Here is a 26766-nt window from a genome sequence, read left to right as displayed (position 1 = left end):
CCGCGCCGCGGACGGGCAAGTTCACCCGGCCCGGCTCGACCGGTCATGGTCGTGTCGGGCCGGGCGGGCCGCCCCGGAGCCGTACTGTCAGCGGCATGTCCTCGAAAGCGTTGGCCCGGCTGTGGTTCGGGGTGACCGCGGTCGTCGTGCTGGCCGCGCTCGTGATCCAGATCGTCGCGCTGGTGCCGCCGCAGGGACGGTACGTCAGCTTCGGCGGACGAGTGGCGAACCTGTTCACCTATTTCACGATCATCTCGAACGCCCTCGTTCTCGTCACCAGCGCGGCTTTCGCTCGCGGACGCGGCACCTCGCCGCTGATGCGCGTGCTGTGGCTCGACGCGCTGGTCGGGATCGTGGTGACCGGCGTCGTCTACCAGGTCGCGCTCGCCGGGCTGTACGAGTTGCACGGGCTGAGCCTCGCCGCGGACATCCTGCTGCACCGCGTCACCCCGGTGCTGTGCGTGCTCGGCTGGCTGCTCTTCGCGCCGCGGGTGCTGGAGTGGCGCACCGTGTGGTGGTCACTCTGCTACCCCTTGGCGTGGCTGGTTTTCACGCTCGTCCGCGGGGCGATCGACGGCTACTACCCGTATCCGTTCGTCAACGCCGACAACCTCGGCTACGGACAGGTCGCGCTGAACTGCCTGCTCATCGGCGTTTTCTTCATCGCGCTCGCCAGCGGTGCCCGAATCGCCGACCGGCGGCTCACGCGCGCACCCGGCGAAACGCGTTCAGCGGATCGCTGAGCCCGGCCTGGGCCAGCGCCCGCCACGCGCCGCGCTTCAGGTCCACCGGTTTGCCCGCGGCGACGCGGTGCATCTGCTGGGTGTGCCACTGGATCTCGAGCAGGCTGTCGGCGAGCCGGATTCCCGTGTGCGGGCACCGGCGTTCGGCTCGCACGTCCTCGCCCGCGAGCAGCCGTCCCGGCAACGCGGGGTCCACAGTGAACGGACGACCGATCCCGATCACGTCCAGGGCACCGGACTCCAGCGCCTCCGCCATCCCCGCCGCCGTGGTGAACCCGCCGGTGACCATCAACGCGACGTCGCTGATCTGGCGGGCTTTCGCAGCGTAGTCCAGGAAATACGCTTCCCGCCGCTGCGTGCTCGCCCGGCCGGACCCCATCATCACGGCCCGTTCGTACGTGCCGCCGGAAATCTCCAGCAGGTCGATCCCTGCCTCGCCCAGCGCACGGACGACCTGCAACGACTCGTCCTCGTCGAAGCCGCCGCGCTGAAAGTCCGCGCTGTTGAGCTTTACCGAAACCGGCACGCGATCGCCCACCGCGCCCCGAACCGCCCGCACCACCTCAAGCAGGAACCGGCTGCGGTCGCGCCCCCACTCGTCGTCGCGACGGTTCACCAACGGCGACAGGAACTGCGAAATCAGGTACCCGTGCGCGCCGTGAATCTGGATCCCGGCGAACCCGGCATCGACGAACGTCCGCGCCGACAACGCGAACCTCGCCACCACCGCTTCGATCTCGTCCCCGGTCAACGCCCGCGGCGCCGCGAACGCCGTCCGCACTCCTCGATCGCCGAACGGCACCGCAGACGGCGCGACCGGCTGGCGCGACAAATACCGAGGACTCTGCCGTCCGGGATGGTTGAGCTGCACCCACAACTGCGCGTCCGTGCCGTTCACGGCCTGCGCCCACGACCGGTACGCCGCCGGGTCGGGCTCGGCAGGCACCGCGACGTTGCGCGGTTCGCCGAGCGCGGTGGGATCCACCATCACGTTGCCGGTCACCAGCAGGCCCGCGCCCCCGCGCGCCCAGGTCCGGTACAGCTGCGCGAGTTCGGCGGACGGCGCGTTGCGACGGTCGCCGAGTTGCTCGCTGAGCGCCGACTTCGCGAGCCGATGCGGCAGCACGGCCCCGCATTGCAGTTTGAGCGGTTCGGCGAGCAGGTCCCGAGGGTCGGTCATGAGCAGTCCCGTCGTCGCAGCTAACTTACCGCGAGTAAGGATACTCGAAAGTAGGTACCGGCGGTATGCCTCGCGGGCCACTAGGGTCTGCGGCATGACGGCCATAGTGCAGAACCTGGTCACGTCGGGCGTGTTCGAGCTCGACGGCGGCAGCTGGGACGTGGACAACAACGTCTGGATAGTCGGCGACGGCTCCGAGGTGATCGTGATCGACGCCGCGCACGACGCGGACGCCATCGCGGACGTGGTCGGAGACCGCACGGTCCGCGCGATTGTCTGCACCCACGCGCACAACGACCACGTCAACGCCGCCCCCGCGCTGGCCGACCGCACCGGCGCCCCGATCCTGCTGCACCCGGCCGACCGCGTCGTCTGGGACCTGACCCACCCGGACCGCGCCCCCGACGGCGACCTGGCCGACGGACAGGTCATCACCGTCGCGGGCACCGACCTCACCGTGCTGCACACGCCCGGCCACGCCCCCGGCGCGATCTGCCTGCACAGCCCCGACCTGGAAGTCCTCTTCACCGGCGACACCCTGTTCCACGGCGGCCCCGGCGCGACCGGCCGCTCGTACTCCGACTACCCGACCATCGTGAAGTCCATCCGCGACCGCCTCTTCCCCCTCCCCGACGCGACGATCGTCCGCACCGGCCACGGCGAAGCGACGACCATCGGCAAGGAAAAGGCCGGATCGGCGGACTGGCCCGCTGCCTGACCGTTGCGGCCCTCGTGAGTGTTTATGCCGGTTCTAACCGGCATAAACACTCACAACGGCCACCATCGCCCCGCGCCTACCCGGCGGCCAGCCGAGGAACCTCCGGAACCACCCGCACCCGCTCCCGGGCCTCCGCCGCAAGCGCTTGCGCCCACTGCTGCAATCCGGCCACGTCCACCCCGTGCGGCGGCTCCTCCCGGAACGGCGCGATGTTCTCCGCGCCCCGCTCCAGCAGCGCGACCGCCCCGTTCCCGTTCCCGCGCAACGCGTGCGTCAGCCCCACTGCCAGCTGGGCCAGGCCGCGCCACAGCTCACGCTCCGGCCCGTCCGTCGCCTTCCAGGCGTCCTCGAAGACCTCGTGGGCGTGGAACGGGCGGCCGGCGTCCAGCAGGTCCTGCGCCTCGGAGAGGGTCTCCTCCGGGGTCCGCTGCACGCCTTCGGGCTGACGCGGCACGCCGTCGGAGCCGTACGGCAGCGGGCGGCCCAGACCATCACGAGGACGGGCGTTGCGGGCTCGTCCCTGGTCGTCGCGATCACGGCTGTCCACCTGGCCATTGTCCCACGCGCCACGCCGGGTTAGCGTCTCGCGCGCAAGCCACGTAGCCTGGTGACTCGTGCGCTTTCTGGATGGGCACGTGCCCGCTCACGACCTGACCTACGACGACGTGTTCCTGCTGCCGAACCGTTCGGACGTGGAATCCCGCTTCGGCGTCGACTTGTCCACTGTGGACGGCACTGGTGCCACGATCCCCTTGGTGGTGGCCAACATGACGGCCGTCGCCGGGCGGCGGATGGCCGAGACCGTCGCTCGCCGCGGCGGGCTCGTCGTGCTTCCGCAGGACGTCGACACGGCCGCGGTGGCCGAAATCGTCTCCTGGGTGAAGTCCCGCCACGCCGTCTGGGACACGCCGCTGGTCCTCACCGGCGGCGACGCGGTGGCCGACGCCCTCAACCTCGTGCACAAGCGAGCACATGGCGCGGTCGTCATCGTCGACGGCGACGGCAAGCCGGTCGGCGTCGTGGACGAGGCCGCCTGCGCTGGTGTCGACCGCTTCGCGCGACTGGCTGACGTCGCCGAACCCGCCGTCGTCACCGTGCCGCTCGACACCCCGCCGCGCGAGGTCTTCGAACTCCTGCACAGCCACGGCGGACGGCTCGCGCTCGGCCTCGACGCCGAGGGGCGCCTCGCCGGCGTCCTGACCGCGGTGGGCGCGTTGCGTTCGGAGATCTACACCCCAGCCGCCGACGCACAGGGCAAGCTGCGCGTCGCCGCCGCGGTCGGTGTGAACGGCGACGTCGCGGCGAAGGCCGAAGCGGTGCTGGCCGCGGGCGTCGACACGCTGGTCGTCGACACCGCGCACGGGCACCAGGAAAAGATGATCGCCGCGCTCAAGGCGGTTCGTTCGGTGTCGCCGAAGGTGCCGGTCGTGGCGGGCAACGTCGTGACCGCCGAAGGCACCCGCGACCTCATCCACGCGGGCGCGGACGTCATCAAGGTCGGTGTCGGCCCCGGCGCGATGTGCACGACGCGGATGATGACCGGCGTCGGCCGCCCGCAGTTCTCCGCGGTCGCCGAGTGCGCCGCTGCCGCCCGCGAACTGGGCAAACACGTCTGGGCCGACGGCGGTGTGCGGCACCCGCGCGACGTCGCGCTTGCCCTGGCCGCGGGCGCGTCGGCGGCGATGGTCGGCTCGTGGTTCGCCGGCACCCACGAATCCCCCGGCGACCTGCGCTACGACGAGCAGGGCCGGCCGTACAAGGAGTCGTTCGGGATGGCGTCGAAGCGCGCCGTCGGAGCTCGCACGCGCACGGACAACGTCTTCGACCGCGCCCGCAAGGCGCTGTTCGAGGAGGGCATCTCCACGTCGCGGATGGCGCTGGACCCGGCCCGGCCCGGCGTCGAAGACCTGATCGACTCGATCTGTTCGGGCGTCCGCTCGTCCTGCACGTACGCGGGCGCGCGCACGATCGAGGAGTTCCACGAGCGTGCGGTGCTGGGCGTGCAGTCAGCGGCCGGGTTCGCCGAGGGACGTCCGCTGCCGGCTGGCTGGTGAGACCTCGTGAGTGGCAATCACGGTTAGAACCGTGATTGCCACTCACGACCAGATCAGCCGTGGTCCTCCAGCATTTCGGTCACCAGCGCCGCGATCGGCGAGCGCTCCGAGCGGGTCAGGGTCACGTGCGCGAACAGCGGGTGTCCCTTCAGCTTCTCGATCACCGCCGAGACTCCGTCGTGCCTGCCGACGCGCAGGTTGTCCCGCTGGGCCACGTCGTGCGTGAGCACCACCCGCGACGCCGAGCCGAGCCGTGACAGCACGGTCAGCAGCACGTTGCGCTCCAGCGACTGCGCCTCGTCCACGATCACGAACGTGTCGTGCAGCGAGCGGCCCCGGATGTGTGTCAGCGGCAGCACTTCGAGCATGCCGCGGTCGAATACCTCGTCCAGCACGTCCTGGCTGACCAGCGCGCCCAGCGTGTCGAACACCGCCTGCGCCCACGGCTGCATCTTCTCGCTCTCGGACCCGGGCAGATAGCCGAGATCCTGACCGCCGACCGCGTAGACCGGGCGGAACACCACGACCTTGCGGTGCTGCTGGCGTTCCATCACCGCCTCCAGGCCCGCGCACAGCGCCAGCGCCGACTTGCCGGTGCCCGCGCGCCCGCCGAGCGAGACGATGCCGACGTCGGAGTCCAGCAGCAGGTCGAGCGCCACGCGCTGCTCAGCCGAGCGGCCGTGCAGGCCGAACGCCTCGCGGTCGCCGCGCACCAGCCGCACCCGCTTGTCCGCCGTGACCCGGCCGAGCGCGCTCGAACTGCCCGCGAGCAGCCGCAGCCCGGTGTGGCACGGCAGTTCGCCCACCTCGCCGAGGCCGAATTCCGCCGGATCCGCCGAACCGCCCGAGAAGAGCGCGTCGATCAGTTCCTGCGGCGCGTCCACGTCCGCCATGCCCGTCCAGCCCGACGGCGTGACCTCCTGCGCCCGGTACTCGTCCGCGGTGAGCCCGACCGCACCCGCTTTGACCCGCAACGGGATGTCCTTCGTCACCAGGGTGACCGCGGGCTGCTCCGTCGCGAGGTTGAGCGCGCACGCGAGGATGCGGTGGTCGTTCGAGTCGGTACGGAAGCCCACTGGGAGGACGGACGGATCGGTGTGGTTCAGCTCGACCTGGAGGGTGCCGCCCTGGTCGCCGATCGGGATCGGGGCGTCGAGCCTGCCGTGCTTGAGCCGGAGGTCGTCCAGCAGCCGGAGGGATTCCCTGGCGAACCAGCCCAGTTCGGAGTGGTGGCGCTTGGCCTCCAGTTCGCTGATGACGACCAGCGGGAGCACCACCGCGTGTTCGGCGAACCGGGTGACCGCCCACGGGTCGGAGAGCAGCACCGACGTGTCGAGCACATAAGTGATGCGTGGGGATTCGGGCGAGATCGAGGCTTTCTCCGGCGCTTGAGCACCGGTCGAAGAACGGCCTGAGGCCTTGCGGGGTGAACGCTGCGCAGTCACGACGGCATCTCCCTCGAGGGCGTGTGCACCCCACGCCCGCACTCGCTGGGCCGGGCACCTCCCTGGCTGGGTCCGCACTCCCTGACGCTGGCTGCGTCAGGCGGCACGGCCACGAGGGCCGGGTGCCGGCCCCCTCGTGCATCTCGTGGGCGGCTGAGCCGCCCCCTCGATCAACGCCACGACCAGGGCCTCCCGCGAGAACCCGCACGGAACGCGAGCCCTCTATCCCGGAAGGTACCTACGTCCGCCCCGTCGTGCAGGCAGCCACACAGGTGATTCGCCGATTCGTCATCCCACCGTCGGTCGCCCGCAACAGAGTGTCCACAGTGCTCACTCAGCGTCACGAGGTCCGGCGATCGGGGGGTCGCACAGAAGGATGATCATGGAAAATTAATCACCGAGTGCAGGCAATTCCCAGGTAAAGGGCCTTGTACCACGGGCCAGACCGGAATGCATTTCGCGTCCTGGACACTGAACCGTACCGAGTGAACTGGGCCTTCAAGCGCTCACACAATGGGCGTACGCACCATTCGCTAGAGGCCATTCGGGGGTAATTTCCTTACTGCGGGACACACCACCGGAACACTCCGGTGCCCCGAATCCCAGTATCTCTACCTAGGAGTGTGCGAAGTGCTGAAGAAGGCTGGAATTGTCGCCGGTGCCGCCGCGGGTCTGATGATGATCGGCGGGACGGCGTTCGCTTCCCCGGCCGCGACCCAGGGCGCTCCGGACCCGACGTTCGGCGACGCCTACGCCACCTTCATCGAGGGCGGCGGCGCGCTGGGCTACGGCGCCGCTTCGCTGGTCGCCGGCGCCTACACCGGCGTTGCGCTGACCCCGGCGCTGGTGGCCCACTCGATGGAGCACCACCACGGCTGAGCCGTCTCGCGCGAAGGCCCCGGAGCCCTGCTTCGGGGCCTTCGCGGCGTTCGCGGCCGGGTCGACCGGCCCGGCTGGGTGGGTCCGCCGGGCCGGTTCGCCGCGTCAGGCCCCGAACCGCCGGTGCCGCCAGGCGTAGTCGCGCATCGCGCGGAGAAAGTCGACGCGCCGGAATGCCGGCCAGTAAGCCTCGGTGAACCAGAATTCCGAATGCGCGGACTGCCAGAGCAGAAATCCGGAAAGCCGCTGTTCACCGGACGTTCGGATAATCAGATCCGGATCCGGTTGACCGGATGTGTACAGATGTTCCGAGATGTGGTCGACATCGAGGATTTTCGCGAGTTCGCGAATCGAAGTGCCCTCGTCGGCGTGTTGCAGCAGCAGCTTGCGGACGGCGTCGGCGATCTCCTGCCGCCCGCCGTAGCCGACCGCGATGTTCACCTCCATGCCCGAGTGGTTCTCGGTCCGCGCCGCGGCGGCGGTGAGCTTCTGCGCCACCTCGAGCGGCAGCAGGTCGAGCGCCCCGACGATGCGCAACCGCCACGGCATCTCGGCCCCGGCGAGCTCGTCGGTGACGTCGGTGATGATTTTCAGCAGCGGGGTGAGCTCGTCCGGATCGCGGTTGAGGTTGTCGGTGGAGAGCAGCCACATCGTCACGACCTCGACCTCGGCCTCCTGGCACCAGCTCAGGAAGTCGGCGATCTTCTTGGCCCCGGCGCGGTGCCCGTCGGCCACGTCGGCGAACCCGGCCTCGCGCGCCCAGCGGCGATTGCCGTCGAGCATGATCGCGATATGCCGCGGATGACGGCCCGCCGACTGCTGGATCAGACGGCGGCTGTAGATGCTGTAGACAACGTCGGACATGAAGGACCGGAGGCTCACGCCGCCCGAGCGTACGCACCCCTGCGTTAGTGGTGTGACGCGCCACGGGGGCTGGCAAAAAACCTACGGTCCCGTAGCCTTGGCTCGGTGAGCGTGACGATCGAGCCCCCACCCGTCCCCGAGGACACTCGCCCCCGGCTGCGCGGCCATATCCACTTCTGGTCGTTCTTCGGCGCGGTCGCCGCGGCCGCCACGCTGATCAGCCTCGCCGCGTCGACGGTCTCGCCGGTAGCAGCACTGGCGACGTCCGTGTACGGCCTCACCGTGCTAGGCGTCTTCGGCGTGAGCGCGCTGTATCACCGCAGGCTGTGGAGCCCGCGCGCGTACAAGTGGATGAAGCGCGCCGACCACTCGATGATCTTCCTGTTCATCGCCGGCACGTACACGCCGTTCACCCTCCTGGCCATGTCGAAGCCGACCGGATACATCGTCCTGGGCATCGTCTGGGGCGGCGCGATCCTGGGCGTGGCGATGAAGATGCTGTGGCCGCACGCACCGCGCTGGCTGGGCGTGCCGATCTACATCGCGCTCGGGTGGGTCGCGGTGTTCGTCCTGCCGGAACTGCTGAGCCATGCCGGGGTCGCGGCTTTGGTGCTGCTTTGCGTGGGCGGGCTGTTTTATACCGTTGGGGCCGTTTTTTACGCGGTCAAGTGGCCTAATCACTGGCCGGAGACCTTCGGGTACCACGAGTTCTTCCACGCTTGCACAGTGCTGGCGGCGGTTTCGCATTACATCGCGATCTGGTTGGCGATGTACTCCTAGCTGCGGCTTGGTTTCTGTCGAGCTTTCTCAGGCCGTCTCCAGGCCGTCACACTGCCTGGGGACGGCCTGAGTCGTTTCCGAAGCGGCGACGGGGCTCGCTTCTTCGGAAAGAGGCCGTGGCGCTCAGAGCAGATCGAGCGCTGTCGCGATCTCCTCGACCTCAGTGCGAGTGGTGTAGTTGGGGTGCACATCGATCCACCGGATCGTGCCTTCGGCGTCGACCAGGACGACCGTCGGCATCGGTACGCCATGACTGCCGTCGGCATTGGCCGCGGTGAGGTCCAGGCCGAGAGTCGCCTGCGCGGCGCGGGCGCTCTCGGTGGGGGCGGTGAGCACGCCGAGGGCGGCAGCGATCTGGTTGCCGGGATCGGACAGCACGGTGAAGGTCAGCTCGTTCTTCTCCGCCATGGACAGCGAGCCGTCTGGCTTCTGCGGGCTGATCGCGATCAGTTCAATGCCCCGTTCGGCGAGCACAGGCACGAGCTGCTCCTGGTAAGCGCGCAGCGCCACGTTGCAGTACGGGCACCACGCGCCTCGGTAGGTCACGACCACAGCGGGCCTGCCATGCCGGGCGGATTCGAGCGTCGCCGGGTCGCCGTGAGCGTCGAGCAGCTCTCCGTCGGGCATCGCCGCGCCTGCGGCGAGCACACCCTCGGGCAAGCCGGCGGCGTCCAGTTCCGCCTGCTCGCCGCCGAAAGCCGCCAGGACCTCGGCTGGAAGTCGACCTGCGATGCCCTGCTGCATGGCGGATACCCGCTCGGCGATGGTGCTGTTGATGGTGGTCACATCAAGCCTTTCGGACACGGGAGGTGCTTCACGGGACAGGGGCCGAGCCCCAAACTGGATTGCGCTATCCAGTAGTACCGGCGGAAAACTGGATAGTCAAATCCAGTTTTGGCGAACTTCCGTATCCTGCAGGGGTGAGCGAGACCGTGACCCCGGCTGCCGAGGGCGCCGGCGCGACGAAACGGACGACCCGCGGGCTCGTCACGCGTGAGCGGATCGTCGCCGCAGCCGCACAGCTGATGTTCGAACGCGGCGTCGCAGGCACCAGCACACCCGACGTCCGGGACGCGGCTGGGGTCAGCTCGTCGCAGATCTACCACTACTTCGCGGACAAGAGCGCTCTCACCCGCGCGGTGATCGAGTTCCAGACGGCTCGCATCCTGACCGGACAGCGAGTGCTCCTCTCCCGCTTGGACAGCTTCGAGGCGCTGCGCGACTGGCGAGACGCGATCGTGCAGATCGAACACGATCTCGACTGCCGCGGCGGCTGCCCGCTCGGGAGCTTGACCAGCGAACTCGCTGAACATGACCCTGCCGCGCGCACCGCATTGGCGGAGGGCTTCACCCAGTGGACCGATGCGATCCGCGACGGCCTGCAGGACATGCTCGACCGGGGCGTGCTGCGCGACGACGCCGACCCGCACCGCCTGTCGTTGGCGACGATGGCCGCACTGCAGGGCGGCCTGCTCCTCGCGCAGGCCCAGCGCAGCACCGCGGCGCTGGAAGCCGGGCTGGACGCGATGATCGAACGCATCGCGTTCCACGCTGTCGCTCCCTGACGGGCCGGGCAGACGGCTGCGCTCAACTTCGCGAGATCGCAGCGAGTCCGCTGGCCGTAGGCCTGGGCACCGTGCTTCGCGGCCAGGATTCACCTGTCCGGGCCGACGAGGAAGTTCTCCTGGAAGCCCGCGGTGGCGTCCACCGGTGCCGACGGTCCACCGCCAACCTTCGTGCCGAGTCGATCGAGCGATGCCACGCAGTACGTGATGTGGCTTAATCGCTGTCGTCGCACTCGTATCGAGAAGAATCCATGACCGCTTCGTCGCGATCTGGTTGGCGACGCACTCTTAGCGAACCGCGCGCACGTACAGAAACACCGGTGTTGTCCGCAAGATCCTGTCCAGTTCCGGGTCTTCCACTCCTGGGGCCGGTTGCGGTTCCTCCACCGCGTCGATCGCGAACCCGGCTTCCAGCAGCGACGTGAAGACCGCCGATACCGGGCGGCGGTACATCCGCCCGGTCACCGTCTTTCCGTTCCAGTCCCAGTTTTCGCTGATCAGCTCGACGCGGTGGTAGTCCGTGCGATCGGAACGGAGCCAGCCGGTGATCGGGTGGTGGATGGAGAACACCAGGGCACCGCCCGGTTTGAGGCAGCGGTGCAGTTCCGCCAAGAGCGGGCCCCAATCCTTGAGGTAGTGCAGGACCAGCGACGCCACCACCACGTCCGTCGAGGCACTCGGCACCATGGTCAGCGGTTCGTTCAGGTCCGCGGTTTCAAGCCTGGCCCGGGCGCCCAATCGTTTCCTGGCGAGGTCGACCAGGCGGGGATCGTGGTCGAGCCCCAAGACCTCAGGCCGCGGCCAGATGCTCGGTCAGACCGCCGCCAGCGGAACCTAGTTCCAGGATCTGTTTGCCAGCCGTCTCACCGGCGAGACGCATGATCGCTGGACGGTCATAATGCGCGTTCGGCCCGCTGTTTTCGACAAAACTCGTGTATCGCTCGGCATGATCTCCGAAGAGTTTCGACACCTCGCCAAGCGTACCGATTTCAGCCGTTCAGCATCGGGGCTGCCAGGAACTGCTCCGGAACCGCGAACCCATCCACCAACGTCCGCGCATGGGGCCGCAAAGCCCCGCACAGCGCGTTAACCGCCGCAGTCACCGCCTTGGAGCGGCTTGCTGAGATGCGGCCGTGCTCAAGGAACCACGCGCGGTCTGCTTCGATCGTCGACAGGGCGTACAGGTCGCAGAGCCTCGAAAGCAGCGCAGCCGCCTCCGGGTCACTACAGCTGGAGACAGCGCGGGCGAAGGCGTCGAGGATCAAGCGGTCCACGTGTACGCGGCCAGCGAGCAGCACATGGTCCTGTACAGAGTTGAAGACACCAAAAGGATCCGAAGCAGCACCGCGGAGACGGTTGGCCACACCACTCAGCACGTGCTCTTCACGGTCCTCGAAGAGACGCTGTTGCCACTCCCGGTCGAAGAGCACCGAAGCATCGTCAGACTCTGTAAGGCGCTCCAGGAACTTCCACGCGGCCGACCGTTCCATGACGGTGTCCACCAGTTGCTCAGCGACAAATCGCGCCGTCGCCAGGGGGCTGAGGTCCTCGAAGTGTTCCTTGTACTGCGTCAGCAAGCCCTTCGCGACCAGTTGCAACAGCACGGTGTTGTCGCCTTCGAAGGTGGTGAAAACATCAGTGTCGGCTTTCAACCCGGCCAGCAGGTTCTCCGCCAAGTATCCGCTGCCGCCGCAGGCTTCGCGGGCCGTTTGGATCGCCGCGGTTGCGTGCCAGGTGTTCAGGGCCTTCAGACCGGCGGCGCGGGATTCGAGTTCGCGTTGCTCTTCTTCCGGCGCGTCGGAGGCGATGTCGTGCAGGGCGGCGACCAGTTCCTCCTGCGCGAAGTGCAAAGCATAAGTCTTCGCCAACGCCGGCAGCAGTTTTCGCTGGTGCCCCAGGTAATCGAGGATGACCACCTCGTCACCCTCCGGCCGCTGGAACTGCCGCCGCTGGTCGCCGTAGCGGATTGCCAGGGTCAGGGCTCGTTGGGTGGCGCATCCGGCGCTGCCGCCGACGCTCACGCGGCCGCGGATGAGCGTCCCCAGCATCGTGAAGAACCGGCGGCCGTCGCTCTCGATGGGGCTCGTGTAGGTGCCGTCTTCGGCTACGTCGCCGAAGCGGTTCAGCAGCGCTTCCCTTGGCACGCGGACCTGATCGAAGGTCAACCGTCCGTTGTCGACGCCGTTCAAACCCGCTTTCACGCCGCAGTCCGCGATGGTGACACCAGGAGCAGGAGCACCCGAATCGTCGCGGATCGGGACCAGGAAAGCGTGTACGCCACGGGATTCGCCGCCGGTGATCAGTTGCGCGAAGACCACCGCGAGTTGCCCGTCGCGGGCGGCGTTGCCGATGTATTCCTTGGTGGCGCCGGGATCTGGGCTGTGCACGACGAATTCGCGCGTCGAAGGGTCGTAGGTCGCGGTGGTGTGCAGGTGCTGGACATCCGAACCGTGGCCGTGTTCGGTCATCGCGAAGCACCCGAGCAGGTCCAGATTCATGATGCGGCGCAAGTATTTCTCATGGTGCGCCGCGGTGCCGAGCAGCTGCACCGCACCGCCGAACAGGCCCCATTGGACCCCGGCCTTGACCATCAGCGACAGGTCGCCGTAGCCGAGCATCTCGAACGACATCACCGACCCGCCGACGTCGCTCAGCCCGCCGTACGCGGCGTCGAAGCCGAGCGCGGGACGGTCTGTCTCAGCGAGTTTCCGCAGCTGGTCCAGCACCTGCACGCGGTGCGCCTCGACGTCGAGGCCGATCGTGTCCCGGAACTTCTCCGTGCTCATCTGCGCGCGCACGTCGCGCTTCAACCCGGCCCAGCGTCCATCGAGGACGGCGGTCAACGCGTCCGGGTCCACTTTCTCGGGCACAGCAGGGACGTCCACGGTTCCTCCGATACAGCAGGCTGCCTCCAGCCTGCCGCAGCGGAGGAAATCCCGCAGCTCAGCCCAAATCGGGCCCCTTCGACCGCAGGTCGTCGACCTTGGTCATCGCTTCGCGCAGTTCGGACAGCCACGCGTCCGCGTGCTCGCCGACCAGCCGCACCGCCCAGGCCAGCGCCTCGGACCGCGACCGCGCGACGCCGGCGTCCACGAGCGTGTCGAGGACCAGGCGTTCGGGCTGCCGCAGCCGGGTCATCACCGGCACGGACAACGTCGTGAAGTGCACCGTCGTGCCGCCCAGCTTCGCGCCCCACGCCACCTTGCGCTGGTAGCGGTGCTCAGCCTGCCGCGCGATCTCGATCCGCTCGTCGCGGGTTTCCTCGCGGAACCTGCTGATCCGCCCGTCCGCCGCCGCCGCGCGGGCCGCGTCGTCGGCGTAATCGCCGGTCAGCGCGGGCAGCTCGCCGACGATGAGGATCTCTTCGCGGTCCACGGTGAGTTCCGGGTCGCCGGTGAACCAGCCGTCCGGGAGCCTCCCGCCGAACCACGCCGCCGCGTCGTCCGCCGACGGCACTTCGGCCTGCTGCCAGCCCCGGCCTTTCCAACCTCGCCCCATGACGTCCACCATCCTTGATTACATGATTACGTCACTACTGAAGCTACGCTGATTCCACCGAAGCAGGTAGTGCGTTCACCAGGGGCGGAATTCGTCAGAGCTGGGCGATGAGCTGGTCCGCCGCGGTCACCGGGCGTTCGCAGACGTAGCCGCGGCAGACGTATGCCGCCGCCTCGCCGTCGACCAGCGGCCGATCGGCCAGCAGCGGGACGCCGTACGCGTCCGGCTCGCCGCCGAGCACGATGCCGCCGCCGTGGATGTGCCGTGCCGCGGCGGCCATCAGCTCCGCACGGTCCGCGCCGACGACCGCGACCTGCACCGGCCCGGACTGCGCCGCCTCCGCCACGGACAGCCAGTGCCCAGCGAACCGCGGCACGCGCGCGGCGAGCAGACCGACGCGACGCAACGCGAGCTCAGCCGCGTCGCGGTAGCGCGCCGCCTGGTCAGGCCCGGCCAGCGCGGACGCGGTGAGCAGCGCGCCAGCCAGCGCCGAAGCACCGGACGGGCTGGCGTTGTCCGTCGGATCGGACGGGCGCTGCACCAGGATTTCGGCGTCGTCGGCGGTGTCGTGATACGCGCCAGGTGCGGAGTCGGACGCGAAGTGCGCCAAGGCAACGTCCAGCAGCCGGGTCGCTTCGGTGAGCCAGCGCGGTTCGCCAGTGGCCTGGTGGAGGGCGAGAAGACCGTCGGCGAGGCAGGCGTAGTCCTCCAGTACGCCGACCGGTGCGCCGACCGCGCCGTCCCGCGAGCTGCGGCGGAGTCGTCCGTCCACGATGTGCAGGTCCAGCAGCAGGGACGCCGCGCCACGAGCGAGTTCGATCCACTGTGGACGTTCCAACGCGACGCCCGCTTCGGCCAGCGCGGAAATCGCGAGACCGTTCCAGGCCGCGACCACCTTGTCGTCCCGTCCCGGTTGCGGACGCTCCGCTCGCGCTTCGAGCAACGCCTGCCGGACGCGCTCGAAACGGTCGAAATCATCCGGGTCTGCCCGCAGCTGAAGGGTCGATGCGCCTTCTTCGAAAGTGCCCTCTTCGGTCACGCTGAACAGCTCAGCCGCCCACGGACCGTCCACGCCGAGCACGTCGTTGAGCTGCGCAGGAGTCCACACGTAGGTCAATCCCTCGACACCTTCGGTGTCCGCATCGAGCGACGCGGCGAAACCTCCTTGCGGCGTAAGGAGATCGTGCTCAAGGAACCGGACGATGCCTTCCGCCACCCGACGCGCCGACGCCGACCCACGACGCGCGAGATGCGCGTACACTCGAAGGAGCAACGCGTTGTCATACAACATTTTCTCGAAGTGGGGAACGATCCACTCCGCGTCCACGGAGTAGCGCGCGAACCCGCCGCCCAGCTGGTCGTGAATGCCCCCGCGCGCCATCGCGGCCGCCGCGGACTCGGCGAGATCGCGCGCCTGCGCCGAACCCGTGCGCTCGTGGTGGCGGATCAGGAACTCCAGCACCATGGACGGCGGAAACTTCGGCGCGCCACCGAAACCGCCGTGCACGGGATCTGCTTCCTGCGCGAGTTTCGTCACCGCGTCCGCCAAAGCGTCGGCATCGACGGCGGCTTCCTTCAGCGGACCGCTCTGCTCGGCAAGATGCCCGACGATCTGTTTCGCACCCTCGCGCAGATCGTCCGGCCGCTCTTCCCACGCCTCCGCGACCGCCACCAGCAGCTGCGTGAACGAGGGAATCCCCGGACGCGGCGCGGGCGGATAGTAAGTGCCGCAATGGAATGGCTCGCCCTCGGGCGTGAGGAAGCACGTCATCGGCCAGCCGCCCTGCCCGGTCATCGCCTGCGTGGCGGCCATGTAGACGGCGTCGATGTCCGGCCGCTCCTCGCGGTCGACCTTGATGTTGACGAAGTGCGCGTTCATCAGGGTCGCAGTGCCTTCGTGCTCGAAGGATTCGTGCGCCATGACGTGACACCAATGGCAGGCGGCGTACCCGACGGACAGCAGAATCGGCACCCCGCGACGACGCGCCTCGGCCAGCGCTTCCGGACCCCACTCCCACCAGTCGACCGGGTTGCCTGCGTGCTGCAGAAGGTACGGGGACGTCGCATCGGCGAGGCGGTTCGTCATGGTGCCGAGTGTGCCTCATGCCGCGCGAGACCGGTCCCGTCCCCGCGACACCAGAAGATCCGGCTTGCCCGGCACTCGCCACGCGCTCTCGTCAGAACGCCGAAATCGACCGATAAATCCGATGAATCACAACGATCGGCCTTGTCGTGCGAAAATCAAGATCACTAGAATCCTTCTCCATGAAGCGATTCCTTCGCGCAGGCTCGACGCGTTCCGTCACCGCGATCGCATTCATCGGATGTCTTGGTTTGTCCGGTTGCAGTGCCCATGCGGCTTCCGCGGCACCGAACTGGATCAGTTTCGCCCACGGCCGCCTCTCCTACGGCACCGACGCGCAAGGCAACCGGGTCCCCGATTTCTCCCGCGTCGGCTACCGCGACGGCGACGCTCCGCCGCCTGAACTGCCGGCCGCGGCGACAGTCGGGCCGCAGCCGTCCGGCGACGACACCGCACGCATTCAGCAGGCCATCGACCAGGTCGCCAGCAGCGGCAAGCCCGGCGCGGTCCAGCTGACAGCGGGCGACTACCGGCTCGAAGGAACCTTGCGCATCGGCGCCAGCAACATCGAACTGCGCGGCGCGGGCAGCGGCCCGAACGGGACCAGGCTGGTCGCGGCGGGCAAGCTGCACACGCTCGTCACGATCGCCGGCACCGGCTCGCGCGCCTCCGCCGGTGTCGCGGTACCGGTCACCAGCGGCTACGTCCCGGTCGGCGCCGACCAGCTCGACGTGAGCGATGCTTCCTCCTTCCACGTCGGCGACCACGTCATCGTGCAACGCCCGCAGGAACAGTCGTGGATTCACGCGATCGGCATGGACCGGATCCCGCCGCGGCCGAACGGAACGCCGAGCAAACAGTGGACCCCGAACTCCGGACTGCAGTTCGACCGGACGGTCACGGCCGTCAACGGCAAAACCGTCCGCTTCGACGTGCCGCTGACCAACGCACTGGAAAGCCAGTACACCCACGCCACCGTCACTCGCTACTCGTATCCCGGCCGCATCAGCGGTTCCGGCCTCGCGCACCTGTCCGCGGACGGCGCCGAGTTCGAGCAGGATCCCGCCTGGCACGACGACGGTTTCTTCAAGTCCCAGCTGGCGTCCGTGGACGCCGCGCAGGACAGCTGGATCGACGACGTGGTCGCGGACCATTTCGGTTCCGCCTTCGCGATCGGGCAGAACGCGCTCCGGGTCAGCCTGCTGCGCACCTCGTCTCTCGACGAGTCCGTCCCGCAGGACATCCACGATCAGCCCGCCGCCTACACCATCAGCGGCCAGGAAACCCTGATCCGGCAGTGCACCGTCACCGGCAGCAACCTGCACGCCTGGGTCACCCAGGCCAGGGTGCCCGGCCCCAACGTGGTCAGTCGCTGCACGGCGACGAACACCGGCTCCCGGATCCTCGACGCCGGTCCGCACCAGCGCTGGGCCAGCGGCACTCTCTACGACGACCTGACGATGAGCCCGCCATCGGGACATCTCCAGCTGTCGGACCGGCAGTGGATGGGCAGCGGCCAAGGCTGGGCAGGCGCGAACTCGGTGCTGTGGAATTGCTCCGTCGGCTCGTATCTCGTGGAAAACCCGCCGACCGCGCACAACTGGGCGCTCGGGTGCACCGGAACTCAGGACAAGCCGCAGCCGGACCACCGGAGCGGGGAGATCGGCTCGCCCGGCAAGCATCTGCCGCCGGAAAGCCTTTACGACGAGCAACTGGCTGAACGGCACTGACGAGGCCTTCCCCGCTGTCTGCGGCTTAAGACATTCGAGTGATGCTTGTTGTTGGCCGTACGACAGCCGCCCTGCTCAAGTCCATAAACGGCGAACTCCCTTGCGATTTGCAGTTCGCAAATGCAGACAGGCTTAATCGCGGCGACTAGAGTAACTACCCGGCTCCATAGGGTGACTAAGCACCTGGGCCCAGCGGACCCGGGACGATCTACGCAAGGGGAGGCGTACATCGTGGCCGACAATCAGCAGTCCAGCCTGCCTCCGATCCAGCGATTCGGCGGCGCGTCGATCGAGACGATGGCGGTGGCGCCGTTGCTGGGCGACGGGTACTCCTACGACAGAGCGACGCTGGAAGAAATCGCGAAACTCTACGAAAGCCTCGCCGACAAGTACTACCTCGACAGGGACCACGCAGGAATCATCGCGCGAACACAGTCACCCGGGCTGGAGTTTTCCAGCACGGACAACGCGGCCATCTTCCGAAATTCCGGGGAAGTCCTGAAAGGTTCGCTGGAGCAATGCGAACGGTACTGTCGTGATCAGGCAGCCAAACATCGCGCGGCACTCAAAAAATACGCGGATGCCGAGCACGCGCACTCGGCCGAAATACGCCGGGCCGGGGGACATCTGTGAGACGCGCCCTAGCGCTTACCCCGTTGGCCCTGCTCATTCTCGCCGGCTGCTCGGACACCACTCCAGGACAAGCCGTTCCGGCCGACCGCACCGGTCAACCAGCGCCAAGAAGCACCTCGGCGAACCAGGTACCCGGCCCCGGCGTGCCGAAAGTGCCGAACCCCATCGACATCACCAGATTCAAACAGAACCCGTGCGAATCCCTGACCTCGGCGCAAGTCGTGGACCTGCTCGGCGACGAGGCCCGGATCACCCCGGACCCGAACGGCCCCGGCGGGCCCGGCTGCGGCTGGTTCTCCCAGGCGAAAATCGCGGTCGTGTTCCCGAACGTGGACAAGCTGGGCCTGACGTCTGTCTACCGGGCCAAGGGCGGAGCGTATCCCTTCTTCATGCCCCTCGCTCCGGTCGAGGGATATCCGGTCGTCGCCTACGGCACGGAGGACGTGCGGGCAAGGCTCGGCGAATGCAACGTCGCGCTGGGCACAAGCGACCGCGAAACCCTGGACGTGTCGATCACTCAATCACCGGCGCACAAAGGCGAGAAGGATCCGTGCGATTCCGCCCGCGACGTCGCGGACAAAGTACTCGGCAATCTGCGAGGAGGACGCTGATGGCCGGTCGATCATTGACCCCGGCGGAGATCTACGAGCAAGTCACCGGCGGGCAAGGAGCCGAATCGCTTGGCGAAACCCGAAAAACCGCCGAGGACCTCAGCCAGCGACTGGTGGAACGGATCGACGAAATCGCCGCCCTCGCAGAAAAAGTGCGTGCCGGATGGCACGGCGTCACCGCCGAGGAGTCAGCGAGCGCGACCGCTCCCCTGATGGCCGCATCCGCGGCCATCAGCGCCAATCTCGGGTTCGCCCGGACCGCGGCGGACGGGCAGGTATCGGCCTTTCACGCTGTCAAGAACACCGTGAAACCGATCGGCGACCGACCGGAAATCAGCGTGCAGGACGTGTACGACCTGCTCCACGGCAAACCCGGTTACTTCGGCAAACTCCACCAATGGCAGGCCGACGCCCAGCACAACATCGACGCCTACACCGGCTATCACTCGGCTACGGGGACGAACTCCGACCGCATCCCGGCGCACTACGCGGAGCTGAGCGACACCGGCGCGTCCATTGGGCTCGCCAGTACCAGCACGCCGCGGAAACCGGTCGAGGCGCCTGGCGGACCGGGCGGTGAACCGCCTGACGGCCGCGGTCCTCGTGCGGTCGAGCCGCCTCCTGGCGTAGCGGGACCAGCAGCGGAGCCGGCCGGCCCCGTTCCGAAGCGACGGGAGCCAGTGCCGGCGACCCGCGGCGACCGCCCCTCGACGCACGCTGGCCGCCGCGGACCTGACCCCACGGGAAGCGGTTCTCCGGCGACGCCGTCCGAAGCGGCCAAGCAGTCCGATGCGACTCACACCAGTTCGTACCGTCCCAGCCCGATCGCATTGCCGCCCGGATATCAATTCGGGCCTTCCGGCCAGCCGATCAACCCTCTCGCTACCGAATTCGATCCGGTACCCGGCAGCGGCTACGACTTCAGCAGCCCCGGCGGCAACCCGAACGGCGGCCAAGGCAGCGGAAACCGGGTCGGCGCCCGCGCTCCCGGCGAACCGGCTCCGGCCCGCGGCGGCCAAGCCGGAACCCCAGGCGCGGCAGGGAAAAACGGCAACCTGGTCGGCAACGGCATATCGGGGAAAAGCAAGGAAAAGGACAAGGAGAGAACCGCTCCGCCCTACCTCCGAGAGACCGATCCGGACGTGTTCGGCGGGAGCGACGGCAAACCGACCCCGCCGGTGATCGGGGACCGGCCGGTTCGTTAGGCCGGGAGGAAGCGGTGCGCGTGACCGAGCTGTCCCTCGACGCCCTTCTCGGCGCGCTCCGGGAAGCTGGGTTCGCCGAGCCGCATCCGGTGTTTTCGGGGCGGCTCCGGTTCACGGCCGACGATCGGCGGCTCGACCAGACCGTGCGCGACGAGCTGGCCTGGCTCGGCCTGACCGAGCACGGGCGGTTCGTCGACGAGTTCGAGGACGTGCTCTGCGCGCTGGGCCGCGCCGACACGGAATATGTCGCCCACGTCGAGAATCAGGACGTCCGCTATGGCGTGCTCGTCGCCGTCCGGGGCCGGACTGGGGTCAAGGCGTTGTGTCGCAGCGATCGGGTGCGGCTGAAGGTGCTCGACGGCACCCGCACTCCTGCCGGGGCGCTGGTCGCGAGCCTGCCCCGGTACCGGCCAGCTCAGCTGAGCGCGTTCTCCCTGCCGCAGGAGGACTTCCAGGCGGATTTCTCCGACGAGCGCAGCCCGGCCGCCCGCGCGGTCGACGCACTGTTCCAGCAGACCTGGTTCGGGGTCGGCGAAATGGCCGTCGCCGTGCGCGAACCGGGCCGGCCAGGGCGCACGGAAGCCGGGCCGCTGAGCTACCTCGACCTCACCGACGGCCGGGTCGCGTTCGAGGTTGCCGGGCCGGAAGGAAACCGGTACATCACGGTGCTGCCCGGCGAGGACAGCCTGCTCACGGCCAAGCTCGCCGCTCTCCGCGACGGGCTGACCAGCTAGTCCAGCCCCGTCGCGGGGAACTCAGTCGCTCTTCTTGGCCGCCGCCGCGTCCGGCTTCTTCTCCGCCGCAGCCGTCTCCGGTGCCTCTCCGGCCGACTCCGGACCAGCCTCGACGGCCTCGGAACCGGACTCCGAACCAGCCTCTTCCTTGTCGAAGCTCTGCGGCACCTTCTTCAGGTGCTTGCTCATCGAGCGAACCAGGAAGACGACCGCGATCAGGAACAGGATCAGCACCAGCAGGCCGACCGGCGAGGATTTGCCGAAGTCCTCGCCCTGGCCGCCGTTGTCCCCGCTGTCCGGCTGCTGGGCCAGTACCAGCGCCGACGCGGTGAGCGGGACGACCGCGACGGCCGGCACACCGAAACTCATGGGCTCACCTTCTCCTTGATGCCTGCGAACAGATCGTCCTCCGGCAGCGTGCTGTCCACCAGGGAGCGGTTCAGCTCGTACTCCTCAGTGGGCCACACCTCGCGCTGGATCTCCAGCGGAACGGCGAACCAGCGGCTGGTCGGGTCGATCTGCGTGGCGTGCGCCTTCAGCGCCTCGTCGCGCACCTCGAAGTATTCCCCGCACTCGATCCGGGTCGTCACCCGCTCCATGATGTCGGCGCGGTTCGGGTCCCAGGACTTGAGCCACTCCTCGTACGGCGACTCCAGCCCGGCCTCCTTGAGCGCGGTGTCGAACGCCACCATCCTGGCCTTGGAGAACCCGTGCATGTAGTAGAGCTTGAGCGGCTGCCACGGCTCGCCCGCCTCCGGGAACCGCTCCGGGTCGCCTGCCGCGTCGAAGGCCGCCATCGACACCTCGTGCGTGCGGATGTGGTCCGGATGCGGGTACCCGCCGTTCTCGTCGTAGGTCGTGATGACGTGCGGGCGGAACTCGCGGATCACGCGTACCAGCGCCTCGGTGGACTCCTCCAGCGGGATCACCGCGAACGAGCCCTCCGGCACCGGCGGAAGCGGGTCGCCCTCGGGCAGCCCGGAGTCGATGAATCCCAGCCAGCGGTGGCTCACGCCGAGGATCTTCGCCGCGCGCGCCATCTCCTCGCGGCGGATCTCGGTCATGTTCGCCAGCACGTCCGGCCGGTCCATGGCCGGGTTGAGAATGCTGCCCGCCTCGCCTCCGGTGCAGGTCACGACCATGACCTCGTGCCCGTCGGCGACGTATTTGGCCATCGTGGCGGCACCCTTGCTCGACTCGTCGTCGGGATGGGCGTGCACCGCCATCAGGCGCAGTCGCTGCTTGCGGTCTTCTGTTGTCAGCTCGTCGGCTCCCACCATGGTCCGAACGGCCCTTTCCTGTCCTGTTATTCCGTGACACCTGGTTGCGCCGCGGTAAACCGCCCCGGCTCCGCGCCGCCGGAACGGGTCGCGGATACTCGACCAGGGTGGTGCCCCGGACCGGCCGCACTGCCTATTGTCCCCAGGGGTACGACAAGTTTGACCGGAGGCCCGGATTTGCAGAGCGGGGAGACCGTGACCGCCGAGGGTGGCGCCGTGCCGGCGCGGCCCGCGGACCGGTACGGCGCCGCGGGCAAGGGCAAGCCGTCGAAGCGCTGGCGCAGGTGGCTTTTCGTGGCCGTCGCGCTGGTTGTGAGCGGCGCGGTCGGCTTCGTCTACTACCTCAATCTCGGCCAGACCCCGATCGAGGCGGAGCGCGTCGGCTTCCAGGAACTGCCGAACGACGCGATGCAGGTCACGCTCAACGTCACCCGGGACGACGACAGCAAGCCCGGCGTGTGCGTCGTCCGGGTGCGCGACCGCTCCGGCGCGGAAAGCGGCCGCCGGGAGGTGCTGGTTCCCGCCGGGGCCGGCCACAGCAGGCTGAACACAGTGGTGAAGAGCATCGGGACCCCGGTGACCGCCGACGTGTTCGGCTGCTCGTATTCCATACCACGCTATCTGTCAACCCCGTAGCGGCCAACGGAGTGAAATGCGCGGCGAGCGTCCGCGCGGCGTGAAATGGACCGGCGTCGACCTGTCCTGCCGTGATACGCTCGTACACCAGCACGGCCCCCGACGGGCCGTGTTTTTCCTTTATCTCAGCCGCGTGCGTACGCGGTGGCCGGCTTGTACACCCAAGCCTGGCAGGCCCTACGAGGAGATGGTGACCGTGAGCGACACCAAGGTGACCTGGCTGACCCAGGATGCCTACGACAGGCTCAAGCACGAGCTCGACGAAATGATCGAGAATCGTCCGGTCATCGCCGCCCGCATCAACGACAGCCGCGAAGAGGGCGACCTCAAGGAGAACGGCGGCTACCACGCGGCCCGCGAAGAGCAGGGCCAGGCCGAAGCCCGGATCCGGCATCTCCAGGAGCTGCTGCGCAACGCGAAGGTCGGCGAGGCTCCGGACGACGACGGCACGGCGGGCCCCGGCAAGGTGCTCACCGTCAAGTACGACGGGGACGACGAGGAGGAGAAGTTCCTGCTCGCCACCCGCGAAGAGGGCGCGGAGGGCGCGCTCGACGTGTACTCCCCCGAGTCGCCGCTCGGCAAGGCGCTGCTCGGCGCCAAGGAGGGCGAGTCCCGCGAGTACGAGCTGCCCAACGGCAAGACCATGAAGGTCACCCTGGTCAAGGCGGTGCCTTACAGCGAGTCCTGACTCGTTTCCGCCGAACGCGCGCCCGCCCGGTTTTCCGTGGCCCGGCGCGCGTTCGGCGGTCTAGCGTGTCTTTCAGCAAAACCACTGGAGGACACCGATGAGCACCCAGCCGCTCTGCCTGACCTGCGGGACGCAGTACGCCGCCCCGCGCGCGGACTGCCCGATCTGCGAGGACGAGCGCCAATACGTGCCGCCGGGCGGGCAGCAGTGGACCGATCTGGCCACGCTCCGGGCGGACGGCGACCTCAAACCGCGGGTCGAGGAGCAGGGCCCGGGGCTCATCGGCGTCGGTTCGGATCCGCGGTTCGCGATCGGCCAGCGCGCGTTGCTGGTGCGCGCGGCGAGCGGCAACTTCCTCTGGGACTGCTCCGCCTACCTCGACGACGAGCTGATCGGCAGGATCACCGAACTCGGCGGCATCACCGGCATCGCGATCAGCCATCCGCACTACTACACGACGATGGTCGAGTGGGCGCACGCCTTCGACGTCCCGGTCTATCTGCACGAGAACGACCAGCAGTGGATCGGCCGCCCCGATCCGTCGATCCAGCTGTGGACCGGCACGACGCTCGACGTCTCGCCGGATCTCCAGCTGATCAACCTGGGCGTGCACTTCGCCGGCGGCACCGTAATGCACTGGCCGGAGGGCGAGGAAGGCCGCGGCGCGCTGCTGACCGGCGACATCGTGCAGGTGATCCCGGATCGCACGCACGTCGGTTTCATGTACAGCTACCCAAACCTCATCCCGGAGCGGCCAAGCGTCGTACGGCACGCCGCGGAACTGTTGGAGCCGTACGCGTTTGGCGCCATCTACGGCGCTTGGTGGGACGCCATCGTGCATACGGACGCCCATAACGTCGTACAGCGCTCCGCGAAGCGCTATCTCACGTACGTGTCCTAGCCGTTCGTTCGAGCAACGGCCGCACTCGCGGCGGCACTGGTGTCGACAACGCGATCGAAGTCGACGTACGCAAGACATCCGGCACGCCAACCACTTCGTCGATGACACGTTGCAGATCGTCGTTGTCACGCGCGACAAGGCGTACGAAGAGGTCGCCTTGTCCGGTGGTGGCGTGCACTTCGCACACTTCGTCGATCGCAGCCAGTGCCTCCGCGACACCGGCGCGTTTGCCCTGCGCGATTTCCAGCACGGCGAACGCGGTGAGGCTGTACCCCATCGCGGCCAGATCGAGTTCGGGCGGGAAGCCGCCGAGGATTCCGCGTTCGGTGAGCCGGTCGAGCCGCGCCTGCACGGTGCCGCGCGCGACGCCGAGCCGGCGCGCGCATTCGAGCACGCCGAGGCGCGGCGAGTCGGTGAGCAACAGCAGCAGCCGCGCGTCGAGCGAGTCAAGCACCGGTTTTCTCCCTGCGCAGGTTGTCCAAGATGACCGAGCCTATCCAGGATATGCTGAACATATTGTCCAGCTGAAACGGAAACCGTTGCGCAGCTTGCCAGGCGCGACTCATGCTCAGTGCATGACCTCCACGATGGATCCGCACGGCGCACTCGACGACGTCAGCTATGACCAGCTCCGCCAGCTCGTCGGACTGGTGGACCACGACGCCTCGACCGACCCGTTCCCGGTCAAGGCACTCGACGCGGTGGTGTTCATCGCGGGCAACGCGACCCAGACCGCGTGGTTCTACCAGGTCGCGTTCGGCATGCAGCTGGTCGCGTACTCCGGTCCCGAAACGGGACAGCTCGACCACAAGGCCTTCGTGCTCAAGTCCGGTTCCGGGCGCTTCGTGATCACCGGCGGCGTGAAGCCGGACTCTCCGCTGCTCGACCACCACCGCCGCCACGGCGACGGCGTGATCGACCTCGCGCTGGAGACCACCGACGTCGACAAGTGCATCGAGCACGCCCGCAAGGAGGGCGCGACGATCCTCGAGGAGCCGCACGACGTCTCCGACGAGCACGGCACGATCCGCCGCGCGGCCATCGCGACCTACGGCGAGACCCGGCACACGCTCATCGACCGGTCCCGCTACAACGGCGTCTACCTGCCCGGCTACGAGCCGCGCGAGGGCACCGTCAAGCGGCCCGAGGGCGCGCCGAAGCGGCTGTTCCAGGCGGTCGACCACTGCGTCGGCAACGTCGAACTCGGCAAGATGGACTACTGGGTCGACTGGTACCACCGCGTCATGGGCTTCGTGAACATGGCGGAGTTCGTCGGCGACGACATCGCCACCGACTACTCGGCGCTGATGAGCAAGGTGGTGTCGAACGGCAACCACCGGGTCAAGTTCCCGCTCAACGAGCCCGCGATCGCGAAGAAGAAGTCGCAGATCGACGAGTACCTCGAGTTCTACGAGGGCGCGGGCTGCCAGCACATCGCGTTGGCCACCAACGACATCATCGCCACCATCACCGCGATGCGGGAGGCGGGCGTCGAATTCCTCGACACCCCGGACTCGTACTACGACGACCCCGAGCTGCGCGCCCGGATCGGCAAGGTGCGCGTGCCGATCGAAACACTGAAGGAGCACCGGATCCTGGTCGACCGCGACGAGGACGGCTACCTGCTGCAGGTCTTCACCAAGCCGATCGGCGACCGGCCCACCGTGTTCTACGAGCTCATCGAGCGGCACGGTTCGCTCGGCTTCGGCAAGGGCAACTTCAAGGCCCTGTTCGAGGCGATCGAACGGGAGCAGGAGCGCCGCGGCAACCTCTGACCCGCTCCCTCCGCTTTCCCCGGCCCGTCCGCGAACCTCGCGGGCGGGCCGTTTTACGTTACGGCGCGCAACCTCAAGTTCGCGTACAGTAGTCGACATCAGGTAGGAAACCGCGCCGCGCGGACAATTCGGAACCGCGTGGAACCGACGGGGCAGCGCGTCCGTCATTCTGGAGAAGTCACCGTGGAGGAAGGGGCCCGATGCCGGACAGCGTCGACGCCAGCGAGCAGATGATCGAGGGCTGGACCAAGCAGCTCCAGCAGACTGCTGCCCGCTACCAGGCGATGGCCGAGCGCATGCAGGGCCAAACCGTCACCGAGCGGTCCAAGGACGGATCGGTCGAGGTCACCGTGGACGCCAAGGGACTGCTGAAGAACCTGGTGCTCGCGGACTCCGCGGCTGGCAAGAAGATGGCCGACGTCTCCGCCGAGGTGATGCGGCTCGTGCAGCGCGCGCAGGCCCGGATTCCCGAGCTGTTGCAGCAGGCCGCGGCCGAGACCGTCGGCGGAGACGAGACCACGGAAACGCTGGTGGCCGACGCGCAGCGGACCTTCCCCGCGCCGCCCGCCGAGGAACCGGCCGAGTCCGCGTCCGACCGGGTGCGCCGGTTCCTGCCCGAGGACGCTGAGGAAACCGGTGCCCCCGCGCCCCCGCCAGCGCGTCCGGCAAGCCCGCCTGCCTCGCCGCCGCCACCGCAGCAGCAACGCCGCCGCAGGAGCTCGTCGGACGATGACGACGACTTCGGCGGATCGATCCTGCACTGA

At 68.3% G+C, this 26766-nt stretch carries 29 protein-coding genes; 16 read left to right on the top strand and 13 right to left on the bottom strand.

All coding sequences use genetic code 11. The features are described 5' to 3' along the window. The first annotated feature begins 95 nt into the window (after positions 1–95). Positions 96–743, top strand: a complete 648-nt coding sequence (locus H4281_RS06535; RefSeq protein WP_182889940.1) for a Pr6Pr family membrane protein — start codon at positions 96–98, stop codon at positions 741–743. Here H4281_RS06535 and H4281_RS06530 read toward each other — a convergent pair. Further along, entirely contained in the window at positions 703–1923 is a 1221-nt protein-coding gene (locus H4281_RS06530; RefSeq protein ID WP_182889939.1) for an NADH:flavin oxidoreductase/NADH oxidase family protein, read from the bottom strand. The two genes, H4281_RS06535 and H4281_RS06530, sit on opposite strands and share 41 nt — an antisense overlap. Positions 1924–2017: 94 nt before the next feature. Between H4281_RS06530 and H4281_RS06525 the strand changes: the two genes are divergently transcribed. Then, entirely contained in the window at positions 2018–2641 is a 624-nt protein-coding gene (locus H4281_RS06525) for an MBL fold metallo-hydrolase (RefSeq protein WP_182889938.1), read from the top strand. A 76-nt stretch (positions 2642–2717) separates the two neighbouring features. Here the strand turns inward: H4281_RS06525 and H4281_RS06520 are convergent, their stop codons facing one another. Beyond that, a complete protein-coding gene (locus tag H4281_RS06520) occupies positions 2718–3188 on the bottom strand; it encodes a DUF309 domain-containing protein (RefSeq protein ID WP_182889937.1) in 471 nt (156 codons plus the stop codon). 67 nt (positions 3189–3255) lie between these two features. Here H4281_RS06520 and guaB1 point away from each other — a divergent pair, with 67 nt between their 5' ends. After that, positions 3256–4695: a GMP reductase gene (gene guaB1 / locus H4281_RS06515; protein WP_182889936.1), complete on the top strand. Its 1440-nt coding sequence runs from the start codon at positions 3256–3258 to the stop codon at positions 4693–4695. Positions 4696–4748: 53 nt separating this feature from the next. On the opposite strand, the gene phoH2 is transcribed toward guaB1, so the two are convergent. Further along, on the bottom strand, positions 4749–6035 hold the full coding sequence (gene phoH2 / locus H4281_RS06510; RefSeq protein ID WP_093573301.1) for an RNA 5'-3' helicase PhoH2: 1287 nt from the start codon (positions 6033–6035) through the stop codon (positions 4749–4751). Positions 6036–6770: 735 nt separating this feature from the next. Here phoH2 and H4281_RS06505 point away from each other — a divergent pair. Continuing rightward, a complete protein-coding gene (locus H4281_RS06505; protein WP_067576545.1) occupies positions 6771–7019 on the top strand; it encodes a hypothetical protein in 249 nt (82 codons plus the stop codon). A 105-nt stretch (positions 7020–7124) separates the two neighbouring features. On the opposite strand, the gene H4281_RS06500 is transcribed toward H4281_RS06505, so the two are convergent. Then, entirely contained in the window at positions 7125–7883 is a 759-nt protein-coding gene (locus H4281_RS06500; RefSeq protein ID WP_182890249.1) for an isoprenyl transferase, read from the bottom strand. 105 nt (positions 7884–7988) lie between these two features. Here H4281_RS06500 and trhA point away from each other — a divergent pair, with 105 nt between their 5' ends. Then, on the top strand, positions 7989–8663 hold the full coding sequence (trhA, locus tag H4281_RS06495) for a PAQR family membrane homeostasis protein TrhA (protein WP_199817900.1): 675 nt from the start codon (positions 7989–7991) through the stop codon (positions 8661–8663). Between the two features lie 123 nt (positions 8664–8786). Here the strand turns inward: trhA and H4281_RS06490 are convergent, their stop codons facing one another. After that, positions 8787–9467, bottom strand: a complete 681-nt coding sequence (locus tag H4281_RS06490) for a peroxiredoxin-like family protein (RefSeq protein WP_312872070.1) — start codon at positions 9465–9467, stop codon at positions 8787–8789. Positions 9468–9583: 116 nt separating this feature from the next. Here H4281_RS06490 and H4281_RS06485 point away from each other — a divergent pair, with 116 nt between their 5' ends. Further along, positions 9584–10228, top strand: a complete 645-nt coding sequence (locus tag H4281_RS06485; protein WP_237597202.1) for a TetR/AcrR family transcriptional regulator — start codon at positions 9584–9586, stop codon at positions 10226–10228. Positions 10229–10516: 288 nt separating this feature from the next. Here the strand turns inward: H4281_RS06485 and H4281_RS06480 are convergent, their stop codons facing one another. From H4281_RS06480 to H4281_RS06465, 5 genes are all read right to left on the bottom strand, one after another. Continuing rightward, entirely contained in the window at positions 10517–11014 is a 498-nt protein-coding gene (locus H4281_RS06480; protein WP_246411447.1) for a class I SAM-dependent methyltransferase, read from the bottom strand. Positions 11015–11018: 4 nt separating this feature from the next. Beyond that, positions 11019–11198, bottom strand: coding sequence for a class I SAM-dependent methyltransferase (locus tag H4281_RS45495; protein WP_246411445.1), 180 nt, complete (start codon positions 11196–11198; stop codon positions 11019–11021). A 19-nt stretch (positions 11199–11217) separates the two neighbouring features. Continuing rightward, a complete protein-coding gene (locus H4281_RS06475; protein ID WP_182889935.1) occupies positions 11218–13113 on the bottom strand; it encodes an acyl-CoA dehydrogenase family protein in 1896 nt (631 codons plus the stop codon). Positions 13114–13171: 58 nt separating this feature from the next. Continuing rightward, positions 13172–13726 (bottom strand): ATP-binding transcription factor AbmR, encoded by a 555-nt coding sequence (gene abmR / locus H4281_RS06470; RefSeq protein WP_182889934.1) that lies wholly within the window; start codon positions 13724–13726, stop codon positions 13172–13174. Positions 13727–13820: 94 nt separating this feature from the next. Then, positions 13821–15812, bottom strand: a complete 1992-nt coding sequence (locus tag H4281_RS06465; protein WP_182889933.1) for a thioredoxin domain-containing protein — start codon at positions 15810–15812, stop codon at positions 13821–13823. A 179-nt stretch (positions 15813–15991) separates the two neighbouring features. Between H4281_RS06465 and H4281_RS06460 the strand changes: the two genes are divergently transcribed. The 5 genes from H4281_RS06460 (at position 15992) to H4281_RS06440 (ending at position 20722) form a co-directional block, all read left to right on the top strand. Then, entirely contained in the window at positions 15992–17539 is a 1548-nt protein-coding gene (locus H4281_RS06460; protein ID WP_182889932.1) for a pectate lyase family protein, read from the top strand. Positions 17540–17770: 231 nt separating this feature from the next. Continuing rightward, the gene (locus tag H4281_RS06455) at positions 17771–18172 is read left to right on the top strand and encodes a hypothetical protein (RefSeq protein WP_182889931.1); all 402 of its coding nucleotides are present in this window, start codon (positions 17771–17773) and stop codon (positions 18170–18172) included. Next, positions 18169–18783: a DUF3558 domain-containing protein gene (locus H4281_RS06450; RefSeq protein WP_312872069.1), complete on the top strand. Its 615-nt coding sequence runs from the start codon at positions 18169–18171 to the stop codon at positions 18781–18783. Before H4281_RS06455 ends, H4281_RS06450 begins: the two co-directional genes overlap by 4 nt. Beyond that, a complete protein-coding gene (locus tag H4281_RS06445; RefSeq protein WP_182889930.1) occupies positions 18783–19988 on the top strand; it encodes a hypothetical protein in 1206 nt (401 codons plus the stop codon). The genes H4281_RS06450 and H4281_RS06445 overlap by 1 nt, the downstream gene beginning before the upstream one ends. A gap of 20 nt (positions 19989–20008) precedes the next feature. Then, complete coding sequence (locus tag H4281_RS06440; RefSeq protein WP_312872068.1) at positions 20009–20722, top strand: ESX secretion-associated protein EspG; 714 nt, start codon at positions 20009–20011, stop codon at positions 20720–20722. Between the two features lie 21 nt (positions 20723–20743). Here H4281_RS06440 and H4281_RS06435 read toward each other — a convergent pair whose 3' ends face one another. Then, on the bottom strand, positions 20744–21091 hold the full coding sequence (locus H4281_RS06435) for a hypothetical protein (RefSeq protein WP_182889928.1): 348 nt from the start codon (positions 21089–21091) through the stop codon (positions 20744–20746). Further along, entirely contained in the window at positions 21088–22002 is a 915-nt protein-coding gene (gene mca / locus H4281_RS06430) for a mycothiol conjugate amidase Mca (protein ID WP_037816719.1), read from the bottom strand. Before mca ends, H4281_RS06435 begins: the two co-directional genes overlap by 4 nt. Positions 22003–22197: 195 nt before the next feature. Between mca and H4281_RS06425 the strand changes: the two genes are divergently transcribed. From H4281_RS06425 to H4281_RS06415, 3 genes are all read left to right on the top strand, one after another. Continuing rightward, positions 22198–22638: a DUF4307 domain-containing protein gene (locus tag H4281_RS06425; RefSeq protein WP_312872067.1), complete on the top strand. Its 441-nt coding sequence runs from the start codon at positions 22198–22200 to the stop codon at positions 22636–22638. Positions 22639–22825: 187 nt separating this feature from the next. Further along, positions 22826–23326, top strand: coding sequence for a transcription elongation factor GreA (gene greA / locus H4281_RS06420; RefSeq protein WP_037816721.1), 501 nt, complete (start codon positions 22826–22828; stop codon positions 23324–23326). Between the two features lie 97 nt (positions 23327–23423). After that, positions 23424–24227 (top strand): MBL fold metallo-hydrolase, encoded by an 804-nt coding sequence (locus H4281_RS06415; protein WP_182889927.1) that lies wholly within the window; start codon positions 23424–23426, stop codon positions 24225–24227. On the opposite strand, the gene H4281_RS06410 is transcribed toward H4281_RS06415, so the two are convergent. Further along, a complete protein-coding gene (locus tag H4281_RS06410; RefSeq protein ID WP_009083170.1) occupies positions 24211–24681 on the bottom strand; it encodes an Lrp/AsnC family transcriptional regulator in 471 nt (156 codons plus the stop codon). The two genes, H4281_RS06415 and H4281_RS06410, sit on opposite strands and share 17 nt — an antisense overlap. Positions 24682–24802: 121 nt before the next feature. On the opposite strand from H4281_RS06410, the gene hppD reads away from it, so the two are divergent. Together hppD and H4281_RS06400 are read left to right on the top strand one after the other, a co-directional pair. Beyond that, positions 24803–26002 carry a 4-hydroxyphenylpyruvate dioxygenase gene (gene hppD, locus H4281_RS06405; RefSeq protein ID WP_037816724.1) on the top strand — a complete coding sequence of 400 codons (1200 nt, stop codon included), beginning with the start codon at positions 24803–24805 and terminating at the stop codon, positions 26000–26002. 200 nt (positions 26003–26202) lie between these two features. Further along, entirely contained in the window at positions 26203–26766 is a 564-nt protein-coding gene (locus H4281_RS06400) for a YbaB/EbfC family nucleoid-associated protein (protein WP_182889926.1), read from the top strand.

The organism is Amycolatopsis dendrobii (genome assembly GCF_014145675.1).
Lineage (GTDB): Bacteria > Actinomycetota > Actinomycetes > Mycobacteriales > Pseudonocardiaceae > Amycolatopsis > Amycolatopsis dendrobii.
This window is presented reverse-complemented; position numbering and strand designations above follow the sequence as displayed.

Excerpts from the sequence above, each read along its gene's own strand:
- H4281_RS06445 (WP_182889930.1), top strand. The coding sequence starts at position 18,783 with ATGGCCGGTCGATCATTGACCCCGGCGGAGATCTACGAGCAAGTCACC.
- abmR (WP_182889934.1), bottom strand. The coding sequence starts at position 13,726 with ATGGGGCGAGGTTGGAAAGGCCGGGGCTGGCAGCAGGCCGAAGTGCCG.
- H4281_RS06530 (WP_182889939.1), bottom strand. The coding sequence starts at position 1,923 with ATGACCGACCCTCGGGACCTGCTCGCCGAACCGCTCAAACTGCAATGC.
- mca (WP_037816719.1), bottom strand. The coding sequence starts at position 22,002 with ATGGTGGGAGCCGACGAGCTGACAACAGAAGACCGCAAGCAGCGACTG.
- H4281_RS06465 (WP_182889933.1), bottom strand. The coding sequence starts at position 15,812 with ATGACGAACCGCCTCGCCGATGCGACGTCCCCGTACCTTCTGCAGCAC.
- H4281_RS06460 (WP_182889932.1), top strand. The coding sequence starts at position 15,992 with ATGAAGCGATTCCTTCGCGCAGGCTCGACGCGTTCCGTCACCGCGATC.
- H4281_RS06535 (WP_182889940.1), top strand. The coding sequence starts at position 96 with ATGTCCTCGAAAGCGTTGGCCCGGCTGTGGTTCGGGGTGACCGCGGTC.
- H4281_RS06435 (WP_182889928.1), bottom strand. The coding sequence starts at position 21,091 with ATGAGTTTCGGTGTGCCGGCCGTCGCGGTCGTCCCGCTCACCGCGTCG.
- H4281_RS06525 (WP_182889938.1), top strand. The coding sequence starts at position 2,018 with ATGACGGCCATAGTGCAGAACCTGGTCACGTCGGGCGTGTTCGAGCTC.
- H4281_RS06415 (WP_182889927.1), top strand. The coding sequence starts at position 23,424 with ATGAGCACCCAGCCGCTCTGCCTGACCTGCGGGACGCAGTACGCCGCC.
- greA (WP_037816721.1), top strand. The coding sequence starts at position 22,826 with ATGGTGACCGTGAGCGACACCAAGGTGACCTGGCTGACCCAGGATGCC.
- hppD (WP_037816724.1), top strand. The coding sequence starts at position 24,803 with ATGACCTCCACGATGGATCCGCACGGCGCACTCGACGACGTCAGCTAT.
- H4281_RS06500 (WP_182890249.1), bottom strand. The coding sequence starts at position 7,883 with ATGTCCGACGTTGTCTACAGCATCTACAGCCGCCGTCTGATCCAGCAG.
- H4281_RS06400 (WP_182889926.1), top strand. The coding sequence starts at position 26,203 with ATGCCGGACAGCGTCGACGCCAGCGAGCAGATGATCGAGGGCTGGACC.